This window comes from Arthrobacter sp. 05N33_2, from assembly GCF_056397425.1.
This window is the reverse complement of sequence record NZ_JBFTNJ010000001.1, coordinates 218504-236343: the sequence shown is the minus strand read 5'-3', so window position 1 is coordinate 236343 and position 17840 is coordinate 218504. Positions and strand designations below refer to the sequence as shown.

The window sequence follows — 17840 nt, the reverse complement described above, 5'->3', positions numbered from 1 at the left end:
CATGAGGTCTCCTTTGCGGTCCCCAGAAGCGTAACGTGCCGCCAGCGGGGGTGCGGTGCCAGCGGCGGGGGATACGCTGGGATCGGAGCTTGAATTCTGCGGAAAGGGTCAACATGAGCGACTTCCAGAGCGTAAGCGTGTCTGGCATCCCCGATGGTGCCAAGATCGTGGACGTCCGCGAGGACTATGAGTGGGCTGCGGGCCACGCCGAGGGTGCCCTGCACATTCCCATGGACCAGTTGCCGGCCCGGATCGAGGAGCTGGACCCGGACGAGGACGTCTACGTCATATGCCGCACCGGCGGCCGCTCCTTCCGGGCCACCCAGTGGCTGGTCGGAATGGGATATTCCGCCGTGAATGTGGCCGGCGGCATGGACCAGTGGGTTGAGACCGGCATGCCGCTGGTGTCCGACAACGGCCTCAAACCGGTTGTCCTGTAACTGAAGAAGGAAGAACTGATGCCCGCACCGACGCTCACCTACACATTCCTCGGACCCGAGGGCACCTTCACCGAAGCGGCCCTGATGCAGGTCCCGGACGCGGCGGAGGCCATCCGCATCCCGTCCTCGAATGTGAACACGGCGCTGGACAAGGTTCGGGACGGCTCCGCCGATGCGGCCATGGTACCGATCGAAAACTCGGTCGAGGGCGGGGTCACCGCCACCCTCGACGCCATCGCCACCGGCCAGGAACTCCGGATCCTCCGGGAGGCTCTGGTGCCCATCAGTTTCGTCCTGGTGGCCAGGCCCGGCGTGGCGCTCGGGGACATCCGGCGCGTCTCCACCCACGGCCACGCCTGGGCCCAGTGCAGGCTCTGGGTGGACGCCAATATTCCCAATGCGGAATACATTCCCGGTTCTTCCACCGCCGCTGCCGCCATGGGCTTGCTGGATGGCGACGGCGCCCACTACGACGCCGCGATCTGCGCCCCGATCGTGGCCACCGAGCAGCCGGGCCTGAAGGTGCTGGCGGAAAACATCGGCGACAACCCCGGAGCCGTCACCCGGTTCGTGCTGGTGGGCCGCCCGGGCGAACTGCCGGCCCCCACCGGAGCCGACAAGACCACTGTCGTGGTGCCGCTGCCCGAGGACCGGCCGGGTGCGCTGATGGAGATCCTGGACCAGTTCGCCACCCGCGGCGTAAACCTGAGCCGGATCGAATCCCGGCCCACCGGGCAGTACCTGGGCCACTATTTCTTCAGCATTGACGCCGACGGCCATGTCGCCGACGCCCGGGTGGCCGACGCGCTCGCAGGTCTTCACCGGATCAGCCCGGCCACCCGCTTCCTCGGGTCCTACCAGCGTGCCGACGGCCACCGGACCAGCGTCGCGCCGCACACCTCCGACCAGGCATTCCGCGCCGCGCATGCGTGGGTGAAAGACATACTGGGCGGCGCATCTGCTGTGCCGGAATATACCCCGGGGGCTTCGCCCAGAGCGTAGGCAAATGCCATATGGCGCACTTCCACGCCCTCCCAACTGTGCGTATGCTTGCCTGATCCATATTGGGGAATTCCCCTACGGGAGGGAGCGGGTCATGTCAGGCACCAGCACAGAAAATGACGGCCAGGGAATGATTGTCAATCCCAAGCCCACAGCTGAAAATCAGGACTGGGACGGCGACGACGCCGACCGCGCGGACCGCCTGCGCTTCGAAGAGGAGCAGGCAATGATCCGTGAGCAGTCCGAAGCCCGGGCCGCCAAGGCTGCGGCCGAGGCGAAGAAGGCGGCAGAGGCCAAGAAGGCCGCCAGCGCCTAGTCCCTCGCTCCTGGCGCGCTCCAGCCGCCGTCGGCCTAGCGGCCTTTGGCGCCGTCCTTTACCCTCACCAGCAGGGATCCCGGGTCCACCTCGACGGTGACCATCGTGGCCTCGCCGGAAGGATCGCCGTCGACCTGGGTGGGCATAGGTTCCGGGCACCGGATGGTGATCTTGCCGCACCGGTAATACGTCATGACCGGCAGGTCCTTCTTGTGCTTCAGGACGATCTTTGTGTACATGGCCAGCCAGCCGATCGCACTGCGCGGGCTCATCACCACCACGTCCAGCATCCCGTCATCGATCATGGCCTGCGGGATGAAGTCGATTCCCCCGGGGATCAGGCCGCAGTTCGCGAACAGGACGCTGCGGATCTTCCGGGCCTGCTCAGGCTGGCCATCCAGCGCGATGGAGACCTTCTTGCGGCGCCCCAGAAGGTGCCTGGCCCCGGCTTCCGTGTACGCCAGCCAGCCCACCGCCCTCTTCAGGCCGTCAAGGGTGTCGCTGACTACTTCGGCGTCCATGCCGATGCCCGCAATCACCAGGAACGTGTGTTGCGCTGACTCCCCGGTGAGGGAATTTTCCAGGGTGAGCCGCGCCGTATCGATGAACCGCTGGTGCCCGAACAGGGCGGCCTGCACGTTGCCGGCGAGGTCGTTGACCTCCAGATGCACATTGCGGGCCAAGAGGTTTGCGGTGCCCAGCGGGATCACGCCCATGGCGGTGTGCGTCCCGGCGAGGACCTCCGCCACCACACGCACGGTACCGTCGCCGCCGCCGGCCAGGACGACGTCGGCCCCGTAGGCCACCGCAGCCCGCGCCTGCGAGAAGCCGGGATCCTCTGCGGTGGTTTCAAAGACGCGGGGCGCCGGCCAGCCGGCCGCCGCGCACGCTGCCTCAATCAGGCCCCGGGCCTCGGCAGACTTGGCTTTGATGGGGTTCAGGACCACGGCCACCTTCTGGCGGCCCGGGCCCGGGCTGTGGGTTTCCTCCCACACGGCACGGCGGGTGTGCTTGGCCTTCAGCCGGCGCACCCCCCACCAGCTGGAGACGGCAAAGACCAGGGCCCCAGCGATGACGAGGTAGAGCAGCCAGTCGCGCATTGTGATCCAACAGTATCCCGCCAGCGCATGCAGGCCGGCTTGCCGGGCAACCGTGACCGGATTGGATACTCTTGTCTGGTGATCGACGTAAAAGACCTCAGCGAAAATCCGGACAAGTTCCGTGCCAGCCAGCGCGCCCGAGGCGCCGACGAATCCGCGGTGGACGCGATCATCGCAGGGGACTCGGCCCGGCGGGCAGCCCTGATCCGGTTCGAGAACCTGCGGGCCGAGCAGAATGCGTACGGCAAGAAGGTCGCGCAGGCCAAGGGCGAGGAAAAGCAGACCCTCCTCGCCGAGGTCAAGGCTCTGGCGGCCTCCGTCAAGGCGGCATCGGCCGAGGCCGATCTCGTCCAGGCCGCCCAGGACGAACTCCTCCGGACCATCCCGAACCTGATCGAGGACGGCGTCCCGGCCGGCGGTGAGGACGACTACATTGTGGTCAAGACGGTGGGCACGCCGCGCGAATTCCCCGACTTCGAGCCGAAGGACCACCTCGAGATCGGTGAGCTGATCGGGGCCATCGATATGGAACGCGGGGCGAAGGTTTCCGGTTCACGCTTCTACTTCCTGCGCGGCGTCGGCGCCCGGCTGGAAATGGCGCTGCTCCAGATGGCCATGGAACAGGCGATCGACGCCGGGTTCGTCCCCATGATCACGCCCACCCTGGTCCGCCCGGAAACCATGCAGGGCACCGGCTTTGACGTCAAGCACGACGCCGAGATCTACCGTCTCGCCGAGGACGACCTGTACCTTGTGGGCACCTCGGAGGTGGCCCTCGCCGGCTACCACGCCGACGAGATCCTGGACCTTTCGGCCGGCCCCATCCGCTATGCGGGCCAGAGCTCGTGCTACCGGCGCGAGGCGGGCTCGCACGGCAAGGACACCCGCGGCATCATCCGGGTCCACCAGTTCAACAAGGTGGAGATGTTCATCTACACCACGGTTGAGGACGCTGCCGCCGAGCACGCCCGCCTGCTGGCATGGGAAGAGGAGATGCTGGCCAAGTGCGAGCTCCCGTACCGCGTCATTGACACCGCCGCCGGCGATCTGGGCAATTCCGCGGCCCGGAAGTTTGACTGTGAGGCCTGGGTCCCCACCCAGGGCGCATACCGGGAGCTGACCTCGACGTCGAACTGCACCACGTTCCAGGCGCGCCGGCTGAACATCCGGGAACGGGTTCTGAACGAGGACGGCGCGCCCAAGGGCACGCGGGCAGTCGCCACGCTCAACGGCACCCTGGCCACCACCCGCTGGATCGTCGCCATCCTGGAGCACCACCAGAACCCCGACGGCTCCGTCAACGTCCCCGCCGCCCTGCAGAAGTACCTCGGCGGCATGACGGTCTTCCCCGTCCTCTAACCCCGATCCGACCCCAGCCAGGCCTCCGATGGCCGCCGGGCAAACGCCCACCACGGGAACATTCCGTGGGTGTTTACCGCAAGTTCACGCCTCGCTGTGGCGTGTGTCCTAGCGGCAGTCGGGGGTCTCTGCTCTACTTGTGAGATGACAACAATGACTGAATCCTCAGTCGCCGGCAACGATGACCGGCGCACCACACACCAGAACACGACAGACCAGAACACGGGGGCCCCGGCCAGCGCGGCCCGGGTGGGAAACTCTCGGAACCGGGCCGGCGACAAGATGCTGATCGCCCTGGACGTCGATGGCACCCTCGTGGACCACGACGGGCACATGTCGGTTCCCGTCCGCGAGGCCGCCCAGGCCGTGGTGGCCGCAGGCCACCACGTCATGATCGCGACCGGCCGCTCGCTCAACGCCACATTGCCCGTCATCGAACACATCGGGATCGAGAACGGTTACGCCGTATGCTCCAACGGCGGTGTGATCCTGCGCGTCGACTCCGGCCTGCCGGAGGGCTACGAAATCCTCCACAAGGCAACGTTCGACCCCGGGCCGGTCCTTCGCGCGCTGCGCAAGCGGCTGCCCTCGGCCAAGTACGCGCTCGAGGACGGGGACGGCAACTTCCTGTCCACGGAACGCTTCCAGGACGCCAGCTTCGGCGTCGAAGCGGTCGGCGTCGACTTCCAGACCATGCTGGAGGCAACTGCCGTGCGCGTGGTGGTCTTCAGCTCGGAGAACACGCCCGAAGAATTCAACACCGCGATCCGCCACATCGGGCTCGCCGGCGTCACGTATTCGGTGGGCTGGACGGCGTGGCTGGACATCGCCGCTGCCGGTGTCACGAAGGCCAGCGCACTGGAACAGCTCCGCGACCGGCTCAGCATCGAAACGCACCGCACTGTCGCCGTCGGCGACGGCCGCAATGACATCGAGATGCTGACCTGGGCGCGCCGCGGCGTGGCCATGGGCCAGGCCCCCGTTGAGGTGATTGCCGCCGCGGATGAAGTGACGAAATCGGTCTACGACGACGGCGCCGCGCACGTGCTTCGCAGCCTCCTCTAAGGCCTCAAAGGCGCGGCAGGGTCCGGCGGTTCCGAGGAGGGGCCGGGACGGCTAGCGGACGTCGAGGATGAGGCTCAGGAGCCGCGCCGCAGCGGGCCGGGCCGCGTGCTCTTCATTCCACTGGGACCGGGCCACGGCCTTGCTCACGGCCTGGGTGGTGATCCCGAGTTCCACTGCGACCGCCTTCTGTTGACCCCGCACCCCCGGGGTGAGCAGGTCCAGTACCCGCCATTCCGCGTGGCTGCGGTCGTGCACAATGTGGCCCAGGAGGCGCAGCACGGCTTCCGCCTCTGCCGCAACATCGGCCAGCGGGCCCTCCACGGCCACCCGGACGCGGTCCTTGTGGGTCCGGAGACGATCCACCGCGCGCCGGGCATAGATCAGCCCGTGCCCGGAGGCGTCCTTGATCTGGTTCGGCAGGGGTTCATTGACCGGGCCCACGCCAATGCCCACATACCAGCTGCCGCTGCGCAGGGCGATCATGGCCGCTTCCACCGTCTGATGCGGACAGTCCAGGATCCCTTGGACCTCATCCTCGACGGAACGGTCGAAATCAAGGCGCGCCGGAATGTGCCGCAGGTCCTTGAGGAGCTGCGGCACGCGGTCGCCGTCGCGCCGGCTGTCGGTTTGATTGATGGTCAGCGTGAACATTCTGGATGACACACTACCTGCTGGCACTTGCGGGGCAAGTTGTTGGCGGGCGTGCTGTGCCGGGGCCGTAACAGAGGCGGTTACCGGGAAGCGAGGCCGGAAAGCTGGCCGGAGGGCAGGTGGATCCAGCCTTCGGTCAGGGCCGCCGCGGCGTGCCCGGGCCCGGGCCGCAGCGTCGCGCCGACGGCGACGGCCCGCGCGGACAGGGAGGCGATGAGGGCATCGAACATGTCATCGGACGCCGCAAGATCGGCCCGGTACTCCGCCAGGTCCAGCCACGGCGCCTTCACGGCCAGGTCCGCCACCGCTGAGGACAGCATTTCCGCCTCCGGCGCCCCGCGCCCCTTGTAGCCGCGGGCATGGATCCCCCAGAGCTTCAGCGACGCCGCCGGGTACACCTCGGCAAGCCGGCCGCTGCCGTCCCTGGCCTGCGGACCGTACTCCCTTGCGATCTTCGCCTGAATCACCGCGCAACGCATCGCCGGGTGGGCCAGCCGGTCCGCGGAGACGCTGAGCGGGATCATGCCGGTGTTGCCGGTGACGAAACGGTCGGTGTCGCGGTAGGCGAGCAGCCGGCGGCCCTCGATCCCGTCATGGTCCAGCACCGGATGGGGTTCGAAGGTCAGATGCCCGGCGATGAAGGGAAGAAACGCGTCCGGCCAGCCGAGGGGGGAATCGATCCCCGTCATGGCGCTGGTGCCGAAGAGGCGGAGGATCTCCTCGTCGCCCACGTTCAACGACAGATGCGCCAGGCGCGCCGCGCCGCCATCCCATTCGATGACGGCCGCCGCCGTCTTCTTCGCGGCGGCAGCGAGGTCGACGCCGAGAGTCCGCATCACCGCGCCCCAGCCACTTGACTGAACGCCAATCGAAAAACGCCCAACAAAAACGCGGGGTCACGTACCGCCCGTTCCGGAACCCCGGATGGGCGGTACGTGACCCCGCGCTGGAGTGCAGGAACGGTCAGTGGCCGGCTGCCGGAACGTAACGCTTGATGGAGGCTGCCAGTTCGGCTTCGGCGGCGGCACGGTCGCCCCAGCCCTCGGCCTTGACCCACTTGCCCGGCTCCAGATCCTTGTAACGGGTAAAGAAGTGCTCGATTTCCTTGATCAGGAACTCGCTGACATCGCTGATCTCTTTGATGTGGTCGAACCGGGCATCGGTCGGGACGCACAGGACCTTGGCGTCGCCGCCGCCGTCGTCGGTCATGTTGAACACGCCGATCGGGCGGGACTCGACGATCACGCCGGGGTAGAGGTCGAAGTCCTGCAGGAGCACCAGCGCGTCCAGCGGATCCCCATCCTCACCCAGGGTGTTCTCGAAGAAACCGTAGTGGGTGGGGTACTGCATCGACGTGAACAGGACGCGGTCCAGGCGGACGCGGCCGGTCTCGTGGTCGACTTCGTACTTGACGCGCGATCCCTTGGGGATCTCGATGGTCACGTCATGCTTCATGGAATGCTCCTTGACGAATTCAGGGGGTGCGCGGCACGTGCATAAGGGCTGTCGGTGCCGCCGACTACTATTGAGGATATAGCGAGAGGCGCTGGTTTCAGGAACTAGTGGGGACATTTCAGGACTAAGGACCAGCAGCAGCATGAAACCGAGAACCAGCCGCGAGGGTACCCAGCCGGCGCCCGGCAGGGGTCGCAGGATGCCCGCGCTGCTGCTCCAGACCCTCCTCGTGGTGGCCGTGGCAGTGCCGGCCGGCATCGCCATCGCCCCGGCGTTCCTCGGCCATGACAGGTCCTCCGACGCCTCGCAGACAGCACTGCCCTGGCAGCAGATCCCCGCCACACTGAGCCCTCCCGGCAACAGTTCGGGGGCAGTCGGGCCCCTCAGCGCTTCCGCGCCGGTTCCGGCCGGGGCCGCCCTCGCCGCGCAGCTGAACCAGACCCTTAAGCCCGACGGCGCCGGCACCTTCACCGGCATCGTCCAGGACGCCGCCACGGGGCAGGTCCTCTTCGACCGGGCTGCCGACGAGGCTCGCGTTCCGGCGTCGAACATGAAGCTCCTCACAGCCGGCGCGGCCCTGCGCGTCCTGGGCCCCGACCGCCGCTTCAGCACCCGGGTGCTGGCAGGGCCGACCCCCGGCTCGGTGGTCCTGACCGGCGGAGGCGATGTCCTCCTGGGCGCCGGGGAATCGGCCCCGGGCGCCGTTCTGGGCCGCGCCGGGCTGACCACGCTCGCGAAGGCCACTATCGATGCCCTCAAAGCCGGCGGCGTCACCGGCACGGTGAACGTCCTGCTGGATGACTCCCTCTTCAGCGGCCCCTCGCTCAGCCAGGCGTGGAGCCCAGAGGACGTCGCCGCCGGGGAGATGGCCCCGCTGTACCCGCTGGCGCTGAACTCCGCGAGGTTCGATCCCGCCAAGACCACCGGACCCCGCCCGCAGGACGGCGCCATGACCGCCGCCGAGGTGTTCGCCGCCCGGCTCACGGCGGCCGCGGCGGCCGGGGGGCTGTCCGTTGCCCCCGGCGTCGCCCGGGGCCGGACCGGTGACGCGCCGGAGGGCGGGCACGCCAAAGTCCTGGCCGAGGTCCAGTCCGCCACGGTGGGGCAGCAGGTGGACATGATGCTGCAGACCTCGGACAACTACCTCGCCGAGGTGATGGGACGGATGACCGCCCTCGACGTCGGCCGGCCCGGCAGCAGCGACGACGCCATTGCCGCCGTGCTGCAGCAGGTCCAGGACATGGGCGTTCCCACTGACTCGCTCCGGGCCGCGGACGTCTCCGGCCTTGCCCTGGCCAACCGGGTCTCGGCCCGGCAGCTCACGGACGTGGTCCGGGCCATGACCTCGGGCACAGACCCCCGGCTGCGCGCCGCCCTGAGCGGGTTCCCGGTCGCCGGGCTCACCGGCACCCTGGGGGACCGCTACACGGATGCGGCCTCGGCCGCGGGCGCCGGGCTGGTCCGCGCCAAGACGGGCACACTGAACACGGTCATTGCGCTTAGCGGTTCCGTGGTCGACGCCGACGGCCGGCTCCTGGTCTTTTCCTTCGTCGGCAACGGGCTGACCCCCGGCGCCGCGAACAAAGCCGCACTGGACCGCTCCGCCGCCGTCCTCGCCGGCTGCGGCTGCCGCTGACGGCGCCGGCCGGCCGGGACCCCGCACCGGTCTGGCCCTTCGGCCCGGAGCCCCGGGCGGTTCGCCGGTCAGCGAAAATTAAGGCGCATTGTCGGGGCCCTGTGATCTGATGGACCCCATGGAGTCCTCTGCAAGCGAGACATCAAGCGAGACATCACCCAAGACGCCGAGTGCGGCATCGGTCCAGGTCCCGGATCTCATCAACTGGGAGCTCGCCGCGTCCACGGCAGCCCGGCTGACGCCGGCAGGCCCCGTCCTGGGCAGCGCCGAGATCGGCGCCGCCGTCGAAAATCTGCGGCTCATGGCGGACATTTCCGTGCCGCACGTCCACCACATCACCGGACTGGACGCCGCCCGGGACCTGCGCGACTCCGAGGTCCTCGTCGTGGACCGGGCCTCATGGGCCAAGGCCAACACGCAGAGCTTCGCCGTCATGCTCAAGCCCGCCATGGGAAAGCTGCTGGAGGGCCGTGGTTCCCTCAGCCCCGGAGCTGCCGGGGTCAGCGCGGCCATCACCGGCAGCCAGCTCGGCGCCATCCTGGCCTTCCTTTCGAGCAAAGTCCTGGGCCAGTACGATCCCTTCTCCGCGCTGGCCGAAAACTCCACGGCCCCCGCTTCCGGACGGCTGCTGCTCGTAGCGCCGAACATCATCTCCGTGGAACGCGAACTGAAAATCGAACCCGCGGACTTCCGGCTCTGGGTCTGCCTCCACGAACAGACCCACCGGGTGCAGTTCGCCGCCGCACCGTGGTTGCGGCACCACATGCTCCAGGAGATCGAAAACCTCAGCGGACTGTTGCTGGGCAATGTCGATTCCCTGATGGAACGGGCCTCGGCGGCCGCGAAATCGCTGAAGGACCGCGCGGCACCCGGCGCCGCGCCCGGACGCGGCGCCATCCTGGACCTGCTCCAGAACCCGGAGGAAAAGGCGGCCCTGTCCCGCCTGACTGCCCTCATGAGCCTGCTCGAAGGTCACGCCAATGTGGTCATGGACGCCGTGGACGCCAGCATCGTTCCCTCGGTGAAGACCATCCGGCAACGTTTCAACGACCGCGGCCAGGACCGCGGCATGATCGAGAAATTCATCCGCAACCTGCTCGGCCTCGACGCCAAGATGCGCCAGTACAGTGACGGCGCCAAGTTCGTCCGGGAAGTGGTGGCCGCCGCCGGCATGGGAGGCTTCAACAAAGTCTGGGAGTCCGCGGACCACCTCCCCAGCGAACCCGAGATCCACGACTCCCGGCTCTGGCTCGACCGGATGGGCCTCTAGCCGCCATGACTGCCCCCGACGGCGCCGGTTCGACCTCGATTTCCAGCGGACGACGCCGGCCCGGCCGCCTCGCGCCGGTGGTCGGCACGGCACGAAAAATGCTGCAGGACGCCCTCGCCGCGGCCGGCTACCCGGACCGCGTCCTGGTTGCCTGCAGCGGCGGGCCGGACTCGCTGGCTCTCGCCGCCGTCGCCGCCTATTTCGGGCGCCGGGGCCACGTGGACGGCCATCCTGTCTCTGTCGGCGCCGTCGTCGTGGACCACCAGCTGCAGCCGGGCTCGGCCGGGGTCGCGGCCACCACGGCCCGGACCCTCGAGGAGCTCGGGCTCTCTCCCGTGACGATCAGGACTGTCGACGTCGCCTCCAGCGGCGCGGGCCCCGAGGCCGCCGCCCGGGACGCCCGCCATGCGGCCCTTGAGGCCGCCGCGGACGAGGCAGGTGCAGCCTCAATCCTGCTCGGCCACACCCTCGATGACCAGGCGGAACAAGTACTTCTGGGCCTGGCGCGCGGGTCGGGTACCCGGTCCCTCGCCGGGATGCGGCCGGCCCGCGGCCGGCTGCTGCGCCCGTTCCTGGGCCTGCGGCGCGCGGACACCCTGGAGATCTGCCGGGTGGAGGACCTCGAGCCCTGGCACGACCCGTCCAACACCGACCCCGTGTACGCGCGTTCCCGGACACGGGTTGAGGTGCTGCCCCTGCTGGAGGACAAGCTTGGCCCCGGCGTTGCCGAATCGCTCGCCCGCACGGCCGCGATCCTGCAGCTCGACGCCGATTACCTGGAGGACGTGGCGAACGACACTTTCGAGCGGCTGCGCCAGCAGACAGGGGAGGAGATCAGCCTTCCGGAGGCCGGGCTGAGGGACCTGGCCCCGGCCGTGAGGTTCCGGGTGATCGCCAAGGCCGCCGCCGCCGTCGGCGGTCAGCAGCCCAGCTACCAGCGGCTGCTCGCGGCGGAAGCGCTCCTGCGCCGGCAGGGATCGGCCGGCCCGGTGGAGCTTCCCGGCGCGGTCAGCGTCTACCGGCTCTCGCTCGCGCAGCTCCTTGCGGCGGAGCCGTCCGCCGCCGGTGTTCCCCGCGAAGCCGCCCGCTGTGGGAAGCTTGTATTCCGGCCTCAACAGCCGCCCCGAAATTAGTCGCACCCCGCATCTACACAGGAGCCATTGGTGGATTCAAACGACGTCCAGGCAGACCTCAAACACGTTCTCTACACCAAGGAACAGATCCAGCAACGGATCACCGAACTCGCGGCGCAGATCGACAAGGACTACGAGGGCCGCGACCTCCTGATCGTCGGCGTGCTCAAGGGCGCCGTCATGGTCATGGCTGATCTGGCCCGTGCGCTGCACACCCACGTCTCCATGGACTGGATGGCCGTGTCCTCGTACGGCTCGGGCACGCAGTCCTCAGGCGTCGTCCGCATCCTGAAGGACCTCGACACCGACCTCATGGGCAAAGACGTCCTGATCGTCGAGGACATCATCGATTCCGGCCTCACGCTGTCCTGGCTCAAGACGAACCTGGAATCCCGCGGCACGGCGTCGGTGGAAATCTGCACCGCCTTCCGCAAGCCGACGGCCGCCAAGGTTAAGATCGACGTCAAGTACGTCGGCTATGACATCCCCAACGAGTTCGTGGTGGGCTATGGCCTGGACTACGCCGAGAAGTACCGCAACCTGGACTTCGTCGGCACCCTGGCCCCGCACGTCTACGAGTAAATCGTTCACGCGATGGCAACCCCGCCCGGGCCCCGGGCGGCCGGAGGCCCGGCCCCGCTACGCCCACAGGGAACTTTTGCCCTTTGCCGTGCGTGAGGTAGTGCGACGGTGTATAGCTAGAAGCTGACGCAGCACCACACGCGCGCAGACCGGTCGCCGTGCAGCACTACCAGGAGGGACGGGGCCAGCCCCGAACAGATGAAAGCTAAGAGTTTCTTCAAGGGCCCCGGCATCTGGATTGTCGTCGTGGTGGCCATGCTGCTGCTGGCATTTGCCACGCTTGCGCCGGGCGGCGCCAGCCGGATTGACACCGACAAGGGCCTTGAGCTGCTGACAGCCGGCGGCAAGGTTGAACAGGCCAAGATTTTTGACGCCGAGAACCGGGTGGACCTGGTCCTGAAGGACAACCTTCAGGTCGACGGGCAGGACAAGGGCAAGAACGTCCAGTTCTACTTCGTCAACGCCCGCGCCCAGGACGTCGTCAAGGCCGTCACGGACTCCAAACCGTCCGGCGGCTTCACCGACCAGCCGATCGAAAACAACTGGTTCTCCGGGCTCTTCTCCCTGCTGGTGCCCGTGCTGTTGCTCGGCGTCCTGTTCTGGTTCCTGCTCTCCCGGATGCAGGGCGGCGGGTCCAAGGTGATGCAGTTCGGCAAGTCCAAGGCCAAGCTCGTCAACAAGGACATGCCCCAGGTGACCTTCAGCGATGTCGCCGGCGCCGATGAGGCCGTCGAGGAACTCGAGGAGATCAAGGAATTCCTGCAGGAACCTGCCAAGTTCCAGGCCGTTGGCGCCAAAATCCCCAAGGGCGTGCTGCTCTACGGCCCTCCGGGCACCGGCAAAACCCTCCTGGCCCGCGCGGTTGCCGGCGAGGCCGGCGTACCCTTCTTCTCCATCTCAGGCTCCGACTTCGTGGAAATGTTCGTCGGCGTGGGTGCCTCCCGTGTCCGCGACCTCTTCGAGCAGGCCAAGTCCAACGCGCCGGCGATCATCTTCGTCGATGAGATCGACGCCGTCGGCCGGCACCGCGGCGCCGGAATCGGCGGCGGCAACGACGAGCGCGAGCAGACCCTGAACCAGCTGCTGGTGGAAATGGACGGCTTCGACGTCAAGACCAACGTCATCCTGATTGCCGCCACGAACCGCCCCGACGTCCTGGACCCCGCCCTGCTGCGCCCGGGCCGCTTCGACCGGCAGATCGGGGTTGAGGCCCCCGATCTGATCGGCCGCGACCAGATCCTGCAGGTGCACGCCAAGGGCAAGCCGATGGCTGCCGGCGTCGACCTCAAGGCTGTTGCCAAGAAGACCCCCGGCTACACGGGCGCGGACCTGGCCAACGTCCTGAACGAGGCCGCCCTGCTGACGGCCCGGTCCAACGCCAACCTGATCGATGACCGCGCCCTGGACGAGGCGATCGACCGCGTCATGGCCGGCCCGCAGAAGCGCAGCCGGGTCATGAAGGAACACGAACGCAAAGTCACCGCGTACCACGAAGGCGGCCACGCCCTCGTCGCGGCTGCCCTGCGGAACTCCGCCCCGGTCACCAAGATCACCATCCTGCCCCGTGGCCGTGCCCTCGGCTACACCATGGTGGTCCCGGAAAACGACAAGTACTCCATCACCCGCAACGAACTGCTCGATCAGATGGCCTACGCCATGGGCGGCCGCGTCGCCGAGGAACTCGTCTTCCATGATCCGTCCACGGGCGCGTCGAATGACATCGAGAAGGCCACCGGGATCGCCCGGAAGATGGTCACCGAGTTCGGCATGAGCGAACGGGTCGGGTCCGTGCGCCTCGGCCAGGGCGGCGGCGAGCCGTTCCTGGGCCGCGACGCCGGCCACGAGCGCAACTACTCGGACCAGATCGCCTACATCGTCGACGAGGAAGTGCGCCGCCTGATCGACGGTGCCCATGATGAGGCCTACGCCATCCTGACCGAAAACCGGGATGTCCTGGACGAGCTGGCGCTGGAACTGCTCGAACGCGAAACACTGAACCAGGCCGAAATCGCGCAAATTTTCACCAACATCCGCAAGCGCGACTTCCGCGACGTCTGGCTCTCCAAGGAGACCCGCACGCTCCAGACCGCCGGCCCGGTGGAGTCACGCCGCGAAAAGGCGGAGCGTGAAGCCCAGGAGGAAGCCACCCACGCCCGGCTCGAAGAGCCCCTGGATGCCCAGCCCCCGCATGCCCAGGGCGTCGGCGGGCAGGAGTCCTTCCAGGGCGGTGCAACAGATATCGGGACTGATGGTCATCCCGGCTAGGCTTCTTCTGTGACTTCTAACTTCGACGACGACGTTCCCGCCCCCGCCGCTGCTTCGGCGGGGGACGGAGGATCCCCGCATTCAAAGTCCAAGGTGGACCGCCCCAGGATCGAAGCGGCAGTACGGGAAATCCTGCTGGCGATCGGTGAGGACCCGGACCGCGGCGGCCTCCTTGACACCCCGAAGCGGGTGGCCAAGGCCTACGTGGAAATGTTCGCAGGCCTGCACCACGACCCCGCCGAGATCCTGGCCACCACCTTCGACCTCGAGCACGAGGAACTCGTGCTGGTCAAGGACATTCCGTTCTATTCCACCTGCGAACACCACCTGGTGCCGTTCCACGGGGTGGCGCATGTGGGCTACATCCCGTCCCACGACGGCAAGGTCACGGGCCTGAGCAAGCTGGCGCGCGTGGTGGACATGTTCGCCAAGCGCCCGCAGGTCCAGGAACGCCTGACCACCCAGATCGTCGAGGCCCTCGTCACGCACCTCAATCCGCGTGGCGCGATCGTCGTCGTCGAATGTGAACACCTGTGCATGTCCATGCGGGGAATCCGCAAGCCCGGCGCCAAGACCGTCACCAGCGCAGTGCGCGGGCAACTCCATGACCCGGCCACCCGTGCCGAAGCCATGAGCCTCATACTCGGAAGGTAAGAACACAGACCATGGACTCCCTAGCTGCAGCCCCGGGCACCGGCCCCGCCACTTCGCCCCTGCCCATCCTGCGCAAACCGCGCCCGGCGGCGAAGTTCCAGGACCTGCCCACGGACCGGACACTGGTGATGGGAATCCTCAACGTCACCCCTGATTCCTTCAGCGACGGCGGAGCACACGCGACGGCGGACACAGCGATCGCGGCCGGGCTGCGGATGTTCTACGCCGGGGCGGACATCATCGACGTCGGCGGCGAGTCCACGCGCCCGGGTGCCACGGCAGTCGGCGCTGACGAGGAACAGCGCCGGGTCCTGCCGGTCATCGAGGCCCTGGTCAAGGCCGGCGCCCTGGTCAGCATCGACACCACCCACGCCGCGACGGCTGCCGCGGCCCTGAAGGCCGGCGCCGCGATCATCAACGACGTCTCGGGCCTGACCATGGAACCGGAAATGGCCGAACTCGCCGCCCGCACCAAGGTCCCCTACATCCTCACGCACCGCCGCGGCGACGCCAGCACCATGAACTCCCTGACCGACTACCGTGACGTCGCCGGGGAAGTCGTAACCGAGCTCGCCGGCGTCCGCGACAAGCTGTACGCCGCCGGGGTCGCGCCGGAACAGATCATTGTGGACCCGGGACTGGGCTTCGCCAAGAACGAGGGCCAGAACTGGGAGCTCCTGCAGCACCTGGATGTCCTGCAGGCCATGGGCCACAAGGTCCTCGTCGCCGGCTCACGCAAACGCTTCCTCGGCAGCCTCCTGACCGTGGCCGGCAAGGCCGCCCAGCCGGTTGAACGCGACGCCGCCACCGCCGCCATGACCGCCATCAGCGCCTTCCGCGGCGCCTGGGCTGTGCGCGTGCACGACGTCGGCGCGAGCCTGGACGCCGTCAAGGTCGCCGCCCGCATGGTTCCCCCGGCACCGGCCGGTTCCGCCCCCGCCGGCACCAACTGATCCGGCCGGCACCATGGATCAGATCACGCTGAGCGGCGTCACCGCCGTCGGCCATCACGGTGTGTTCGATTTTGAGCGCCGCGACGGGCAGCCCTTCGTCGTCGACGCGGTGCTGCACCTGGACTTCAGCAAAGCGGCCGCTTCCGACGACGTCCTGGACACCGCGCATTACGGCGAGGTGGCCAACTGCATCCGGGACTGGATCACGGGTGAGCCGCTGAACCTGATTGAGGCCCTCGCGGTGCGGATTGCCGAGGACGTCCTGCAGAAATTCGCCGTCGACGCCGTGGACATCACCGTGCACAAGCCCAAGGCCCCGATCGAAGTCGACTTTGGCGACGTCGCCGTCAGCGTGCACCGGAGGCGGACGTGAGCCCGCTCTACACCCGTGCCGTGATCGCGCTCGGCAGCAACCTGGGGGAGCGCAGCGACACCCTGTCCGCCGCCGTCGCGGACCTCGTCGACCCGCCGGAGGTGCGCCTGCTGGCCATCTCGCCGATCGTCCAGACCAAGGCCGTGGGAGGCCCGCCGGACCAGCCTGACTTCCTGAACATGGTGATTGCCGTCGAGACGTCGCTGCCGCCGCGCGGTCTGCTCGAGCACTGCCACGACGTGGAGCAGAAGCATTTGCGCGTGCGCGAGGTCCGGTGGGGGCCGCGGACCCTGGACGTGGACATCATCACGTACGGGGATGTGGTCAGCTCCGATCCCGAGCTCACTCTGCCCCACCCCCGGGCCGCGGAACGGGCGTTCGTGCTCTACCCGTGGTCGCTGATCGATCCCGCGGCGGAGCTCAACGGCGAACGCGTGGGCGACCTCGCGGCGAAAGCCGCCGATTTCGCCGGCCTTGCCACCTTTGACGGCTTCCAGAACCCCGCCGCAGCGGATGTCACTGCCACGGAGATCACCGGCGTGCCCGGTGCGGCGGAGCGGCCGTGAAGCTGACCAGCCCCCTGCTCCTGGTTGCCATTTGCGTGGTCCTGGCCGTGGCCGGCTGGTTCGCCACCATGCTCTCCGGCCGCTACGGCCTGGCCACCCCGGTGCTGCCGCTGACGGGCCTGGTGACCATGGGCGTGATCGTGGCCCTCACGCTGGTGCTGGGCATCCGCGTGCTCCGGTGGCGCAACGGCAAGAAGAAGAAAATCCTCAACCCCATCCTGGCTGCCTGGACCCTGGTCCTCGCGCAGGCCTGCGCCTACACCGGGTCGGTCCTGCTGGGCTGGCACGCGGGAATCGTGGTGGAGCAACTGCGGCTGTGGAACCTGCGCAGCAACCAGGAGATCACCTGGCAGGCCCTGGCCATGGCTGGCGGCGGACTGATCATGGTGATCGTCGGGCTCGTTGTCGAGCGGTTCTGCCGGATTCCCCCCGAGGACGGCGACGCCGAATCCCGGCCCGGCGTGCAGGGAAAGCGCAGCAAGCCCTCGGCGGAAGGCGAATATGCCTACCGAAGCGATTGATCCTCCGGGCATCGACTGGCTCCGGGTGTCCCCGAAGTACGTCACGGTGCGCCTCGCGGGATGGGCGCTGGGAACCCTGGTCGCGGTGGCCCTGCTGTCGCTTCCCCTAATCCTGGTGCTGACCGGCGTGTGGACCTGGCTGCCTGTCTGGCTGGCCGTCGCCCTGCCCGCTGTCGCGCTGCTGCTGGCCCTGTGGCGGCTCGCGCTGATTCCCCGGCAGGTGCGCTCGATCGGCTACGCCGAGCGTGATGATGACCTCCTGATCCGGCGCGGCATTTTCTTCCAGCGCACGCTCGTGGTTCCTTACGGGCGGATGCAGTACGTCGACATCGCGGTGGGCCCGGTCGAACGCCAGCTGGGCCTGTGCACACTGAAACTGCACACCGCGGCCGCCGCGACCAGCGCCGAGATTCCCGGGCTGCCCGCGAGCGAAGGCGCCCGGCTCCGCGAACAACTGTCCGCCCGCGGCGAAGCCCGGCTGGCCGGGCTGTGACGGGAA

Annotated in this window: 20 protein-coding genes; 16 read left to right on the top strand and 4 right to left on the bottom strand. The window is 68.2% G+C overall.

Annotation, left to right across the window (positions count from 1 at the left end; all coding sequences use genetic code 11):
- Positions 1-113: 113 nt before the first annotated feature.
- The 3 genes from AC1DHX_RS01075 to AC1DHX_RS01065 all read left to right on the top strand — a co-directional run bounded on the left by AC1DHX_RS01075 (position 114) and on the right by AC1DHX_RS01065 (position 1758).
- A complete protein-coding gene (locus AC1DHX_RS01075) occupies positions 114-440 on the top strand; it encodes a rhodanese-like domain-containing protein (RefSeq protein WP_223914713.1) in 327 nt (108 codons plus the stop codon).
- 18 nt (positions 441-458) lie between these two features.
- Positions 459-1442, top strand: a complete 984-nt coding sequence (pheA, locus tag AC1DHX_RS01070) for a prephenate dehydratase (RefSeq protein ID WP_230009146.1) — start codon at positions 459-461, stop codon at positions 1440-1442.
- Between the two features lie 94 nt (positions 1443-1536).
- Positions 1537-1758, top strand: coding sequence for a hypothetical protein (locus AC1DHX_RS01065; protein WP_018774949.1), 222 nt, complete (start codon positions 1537-1539; stop codon positions 1756-1758).
- Between the two features lie 35 nt (positions 1759-1793).
- On the opposite strand, the gene AC1DHX_RS01060 is transcribed toward AC1DHX_RS01065, so the two are convergent.
- Complete coding sequence (locus AC1DHX_RS01060; RefSeq protein ID WP_230008895.1) at positions 1794-2858, bottom strand: diacylglycerol/lipid kinase family protein; 1065 nt, start codon at positions 2856-2858, stop codon at positions 1794-1796.
- 78 nt (positions 2859-2936) lie between these two features.
- Between AC1DHX_RS01060 and serS the strand changes: the two genes are divergently transcribed.
- Positions 2937-4217, top strand: coding sequence for a serine--tRNA ligase (serS, locus tag AC1DHX_RS01055; protein ID WP_230008894.1), 1281 nt, complete (start codon positions 2937-2939; stop codon positions 4215-4217).
- Between the two features lie 144 nt (positions 4218-4361).
- Positions 4362-5282, top strand: coding sequence for an HAD family hydrolase (locus tag AC1DHX_RS01050; protein WP_476859516.1), 921 nt, complete (start codon positions 4362-4364; stop codon positions 5280-5282).
- Positions 5283-5333: 51 nt separating this feature from the next.
- Here AC1DHX_RS01050 and AC1DHX_RS01045 read toward each other — a convergent pair whose 3' ends face one another.
- The 3 genes from AC1DHX_RS01045 to AC1DHX_RS01035 all read right to left on the bottom strand — a co-directional run bounded on the left by AC1DHX_RS01045 (position 5334) and on the right by AC1DHX_RS01035 (position 7388).
- Positions 5334-5933 (bottom strand): hypothetical protein, encoded by a 600-nt coding sequence (locus AC1DHX_RS01045; RefSeq protein ID WP_476859585.1) that lies wholly within the window; start codon positions 5931-5933, stop codon positions 5334-5336.
- An 80-nt stretch (positions 5934-6013) separates the two neighbouring features.
- Positions 6014-6769, bottom strand: a complete 756-nt coding sequence (locus tag AC1DHX_RS01040; protein WP_476859584.1) for a DUF429 domain-containing protein — start codon at positions 6767-6769, stop codon at positions 6014-6016.
- Between the two features lie 127 nt (positions 6770-6896).
- Positions 6897-7388 carry an inorganic diphosphatase gene (locus tag AC1DHX_RS01035; protein ID WP_018774943.1) on the bottom strand — a complete coding sequence of 164 codons (492 nt, stop codon included), beginning with the start codon at positions 7386-7388 and terminating at the stop codon, positions 6897-6899.
- Between the two features lie 142 nt (positions 7389-7530).
- On the opposite strand from AC1DHX_RS01035, the gene dacB reads away from it, so the two are divergent.
- The 11 genes from dacB (at position 7531) to AC1DHX_RS00980 (ending at position 17834) form a co-directional block, all read left to right on the top strand.
- On the top strand, positions 7531-9024 hold the full coding sequence (gene dacB / locus AC1DHX_RS01030) for a D-alanyl-D-alanine carboxypeptidase/D-alanyl-D-alanine endopeptidase (protein ID WP_476859515.1): 1494 nt from the start codon (positions 7531-7533) through the stop codon (positions 9022-9024).
- Between the two features lie 109 nt (positions 9025-9133).
- Positions 9134-10294, top strand: coding sequence for a zinc-dependent metalloprotease (locus tag AC1DHX_RS01025; RefSeq protein WP_476859514.1), 1161 nt, complete (start codon positions 9134-9136; stop codon positions 10292-10294).
- 98 nt (positions 10295-10392) lie between these two features.
- Complete coding sequence (gene tilS / locus AC1DHX_RS01020; protein ID WP_476850005.1) at positions 10393-11427, top strand: tRNA lysidine(34) synthetase TilS; 1035 nt, start codon at positions 10393-10395, stop codon at positions 11425-11427.
- A gap of 30 nt (positions 11428-11457) precedes the next feature.
- Positions 11458-12009 (top strand): hypoxanthine phosphoribosyltransferase, encoded by a 552-nt coding sequence (hpt, locus tag AC1DHX_RS01015; RefSeq protein ID WP_018774939.1) that lies wholly within the window; start codon positions 11458-11460, stop codon positions 12007-12009.
- Positions 12010-12207: 198 nt separating this feature from the next.
- Positions 12208-14274 (top strand): ATP-dependent zinc metalloprotease FtsH, encoded by a 2067-nt coding sequence (ftsH, locus tag AC1DHX_RS01010; RefSeq protein ID WP_223914706.1) that lies wholly within the window; start codon positions 12208-12210, stop codon positions 14272-14274.
- A 9-nt stretch (positions 14275-14283) separates the two neighbouring features.
- Entirely contained in the window at positions 14284-14928 is a 645-nt protein-coding gene (folE, locus tag AC1DHX_RS01005; RefSeq protein ID WP_223914705.1) for a GTP cyclohydrolase I FolE, read from the top strand.
- A gap of 11 nt (positions 14929-14939) precedes the next feature.
- Positions 14940-15881 carry a dihydropteroate synthase gene (gene folP / locus AC1DHX_RS01000; protein WP_476859513.1) on the top strand — a complete coding sequence of 314 codons (942 nt, stop codon included), beginning with the start codon at positions 14940-14942 and terminating at the stop codon, positions 15879-15881.
- 13 nt (positions 15882-15894) lie between these two features.
- Positions 15895-16254, top strand: coding sequence for a dihydroneopterin aldolase (folB, locus tag AC1DHX_RS00995; protein WP_476856113.1), 360 nt, complete (start codon positions 15895-15897; stop codon positions 16252-16254).
- Positions 16251-16820, top strand: coding sequence for a 2-amino-4-hydroxy-6-hydroxymethyldihydropteridine diphosphokinase (gene folK, locus AC1DHX_RS00990; protein ID WP_476859512.1), 570 nt, complete (start codon positions 16251-16253; stop codon positions 16818-16820). Before folB ends, folK begins: the two co-directional genes overlap by 4 nt.
- A complete protein-coding gene (locus AC1DHX_RS00985; protein ID WP_476859511.1) occupies positions 16817-17341 on the top strand; it encodes a DUF3180 domain-containing protein in 525 nt (174 codons plus the stop codon). The genes folK and AC1DHX_RS00985 overlap by 4 nt, the downstream gene beginning before the upstream one ends.
- The gene (locus tag AC1DHX_RS00980; RefSeq protein ID WP_476859510.1) at positions 17322-17834 is read left to right on the top strand and encodes a PH domain-containing protein; all 513 of its coding nucleotides are present in this window, start codon (positions 17322-17324) and stop codon (positions 17832-17834) included. The genes AC1DHX_RS00985 and AC1DHX_RS00980 overlap by 20 nt, the downstream gene beginning before the upstream one ends.
- The last annotated feature ends 6 nt before the right edge of the window (positions 17835-17840 follow it).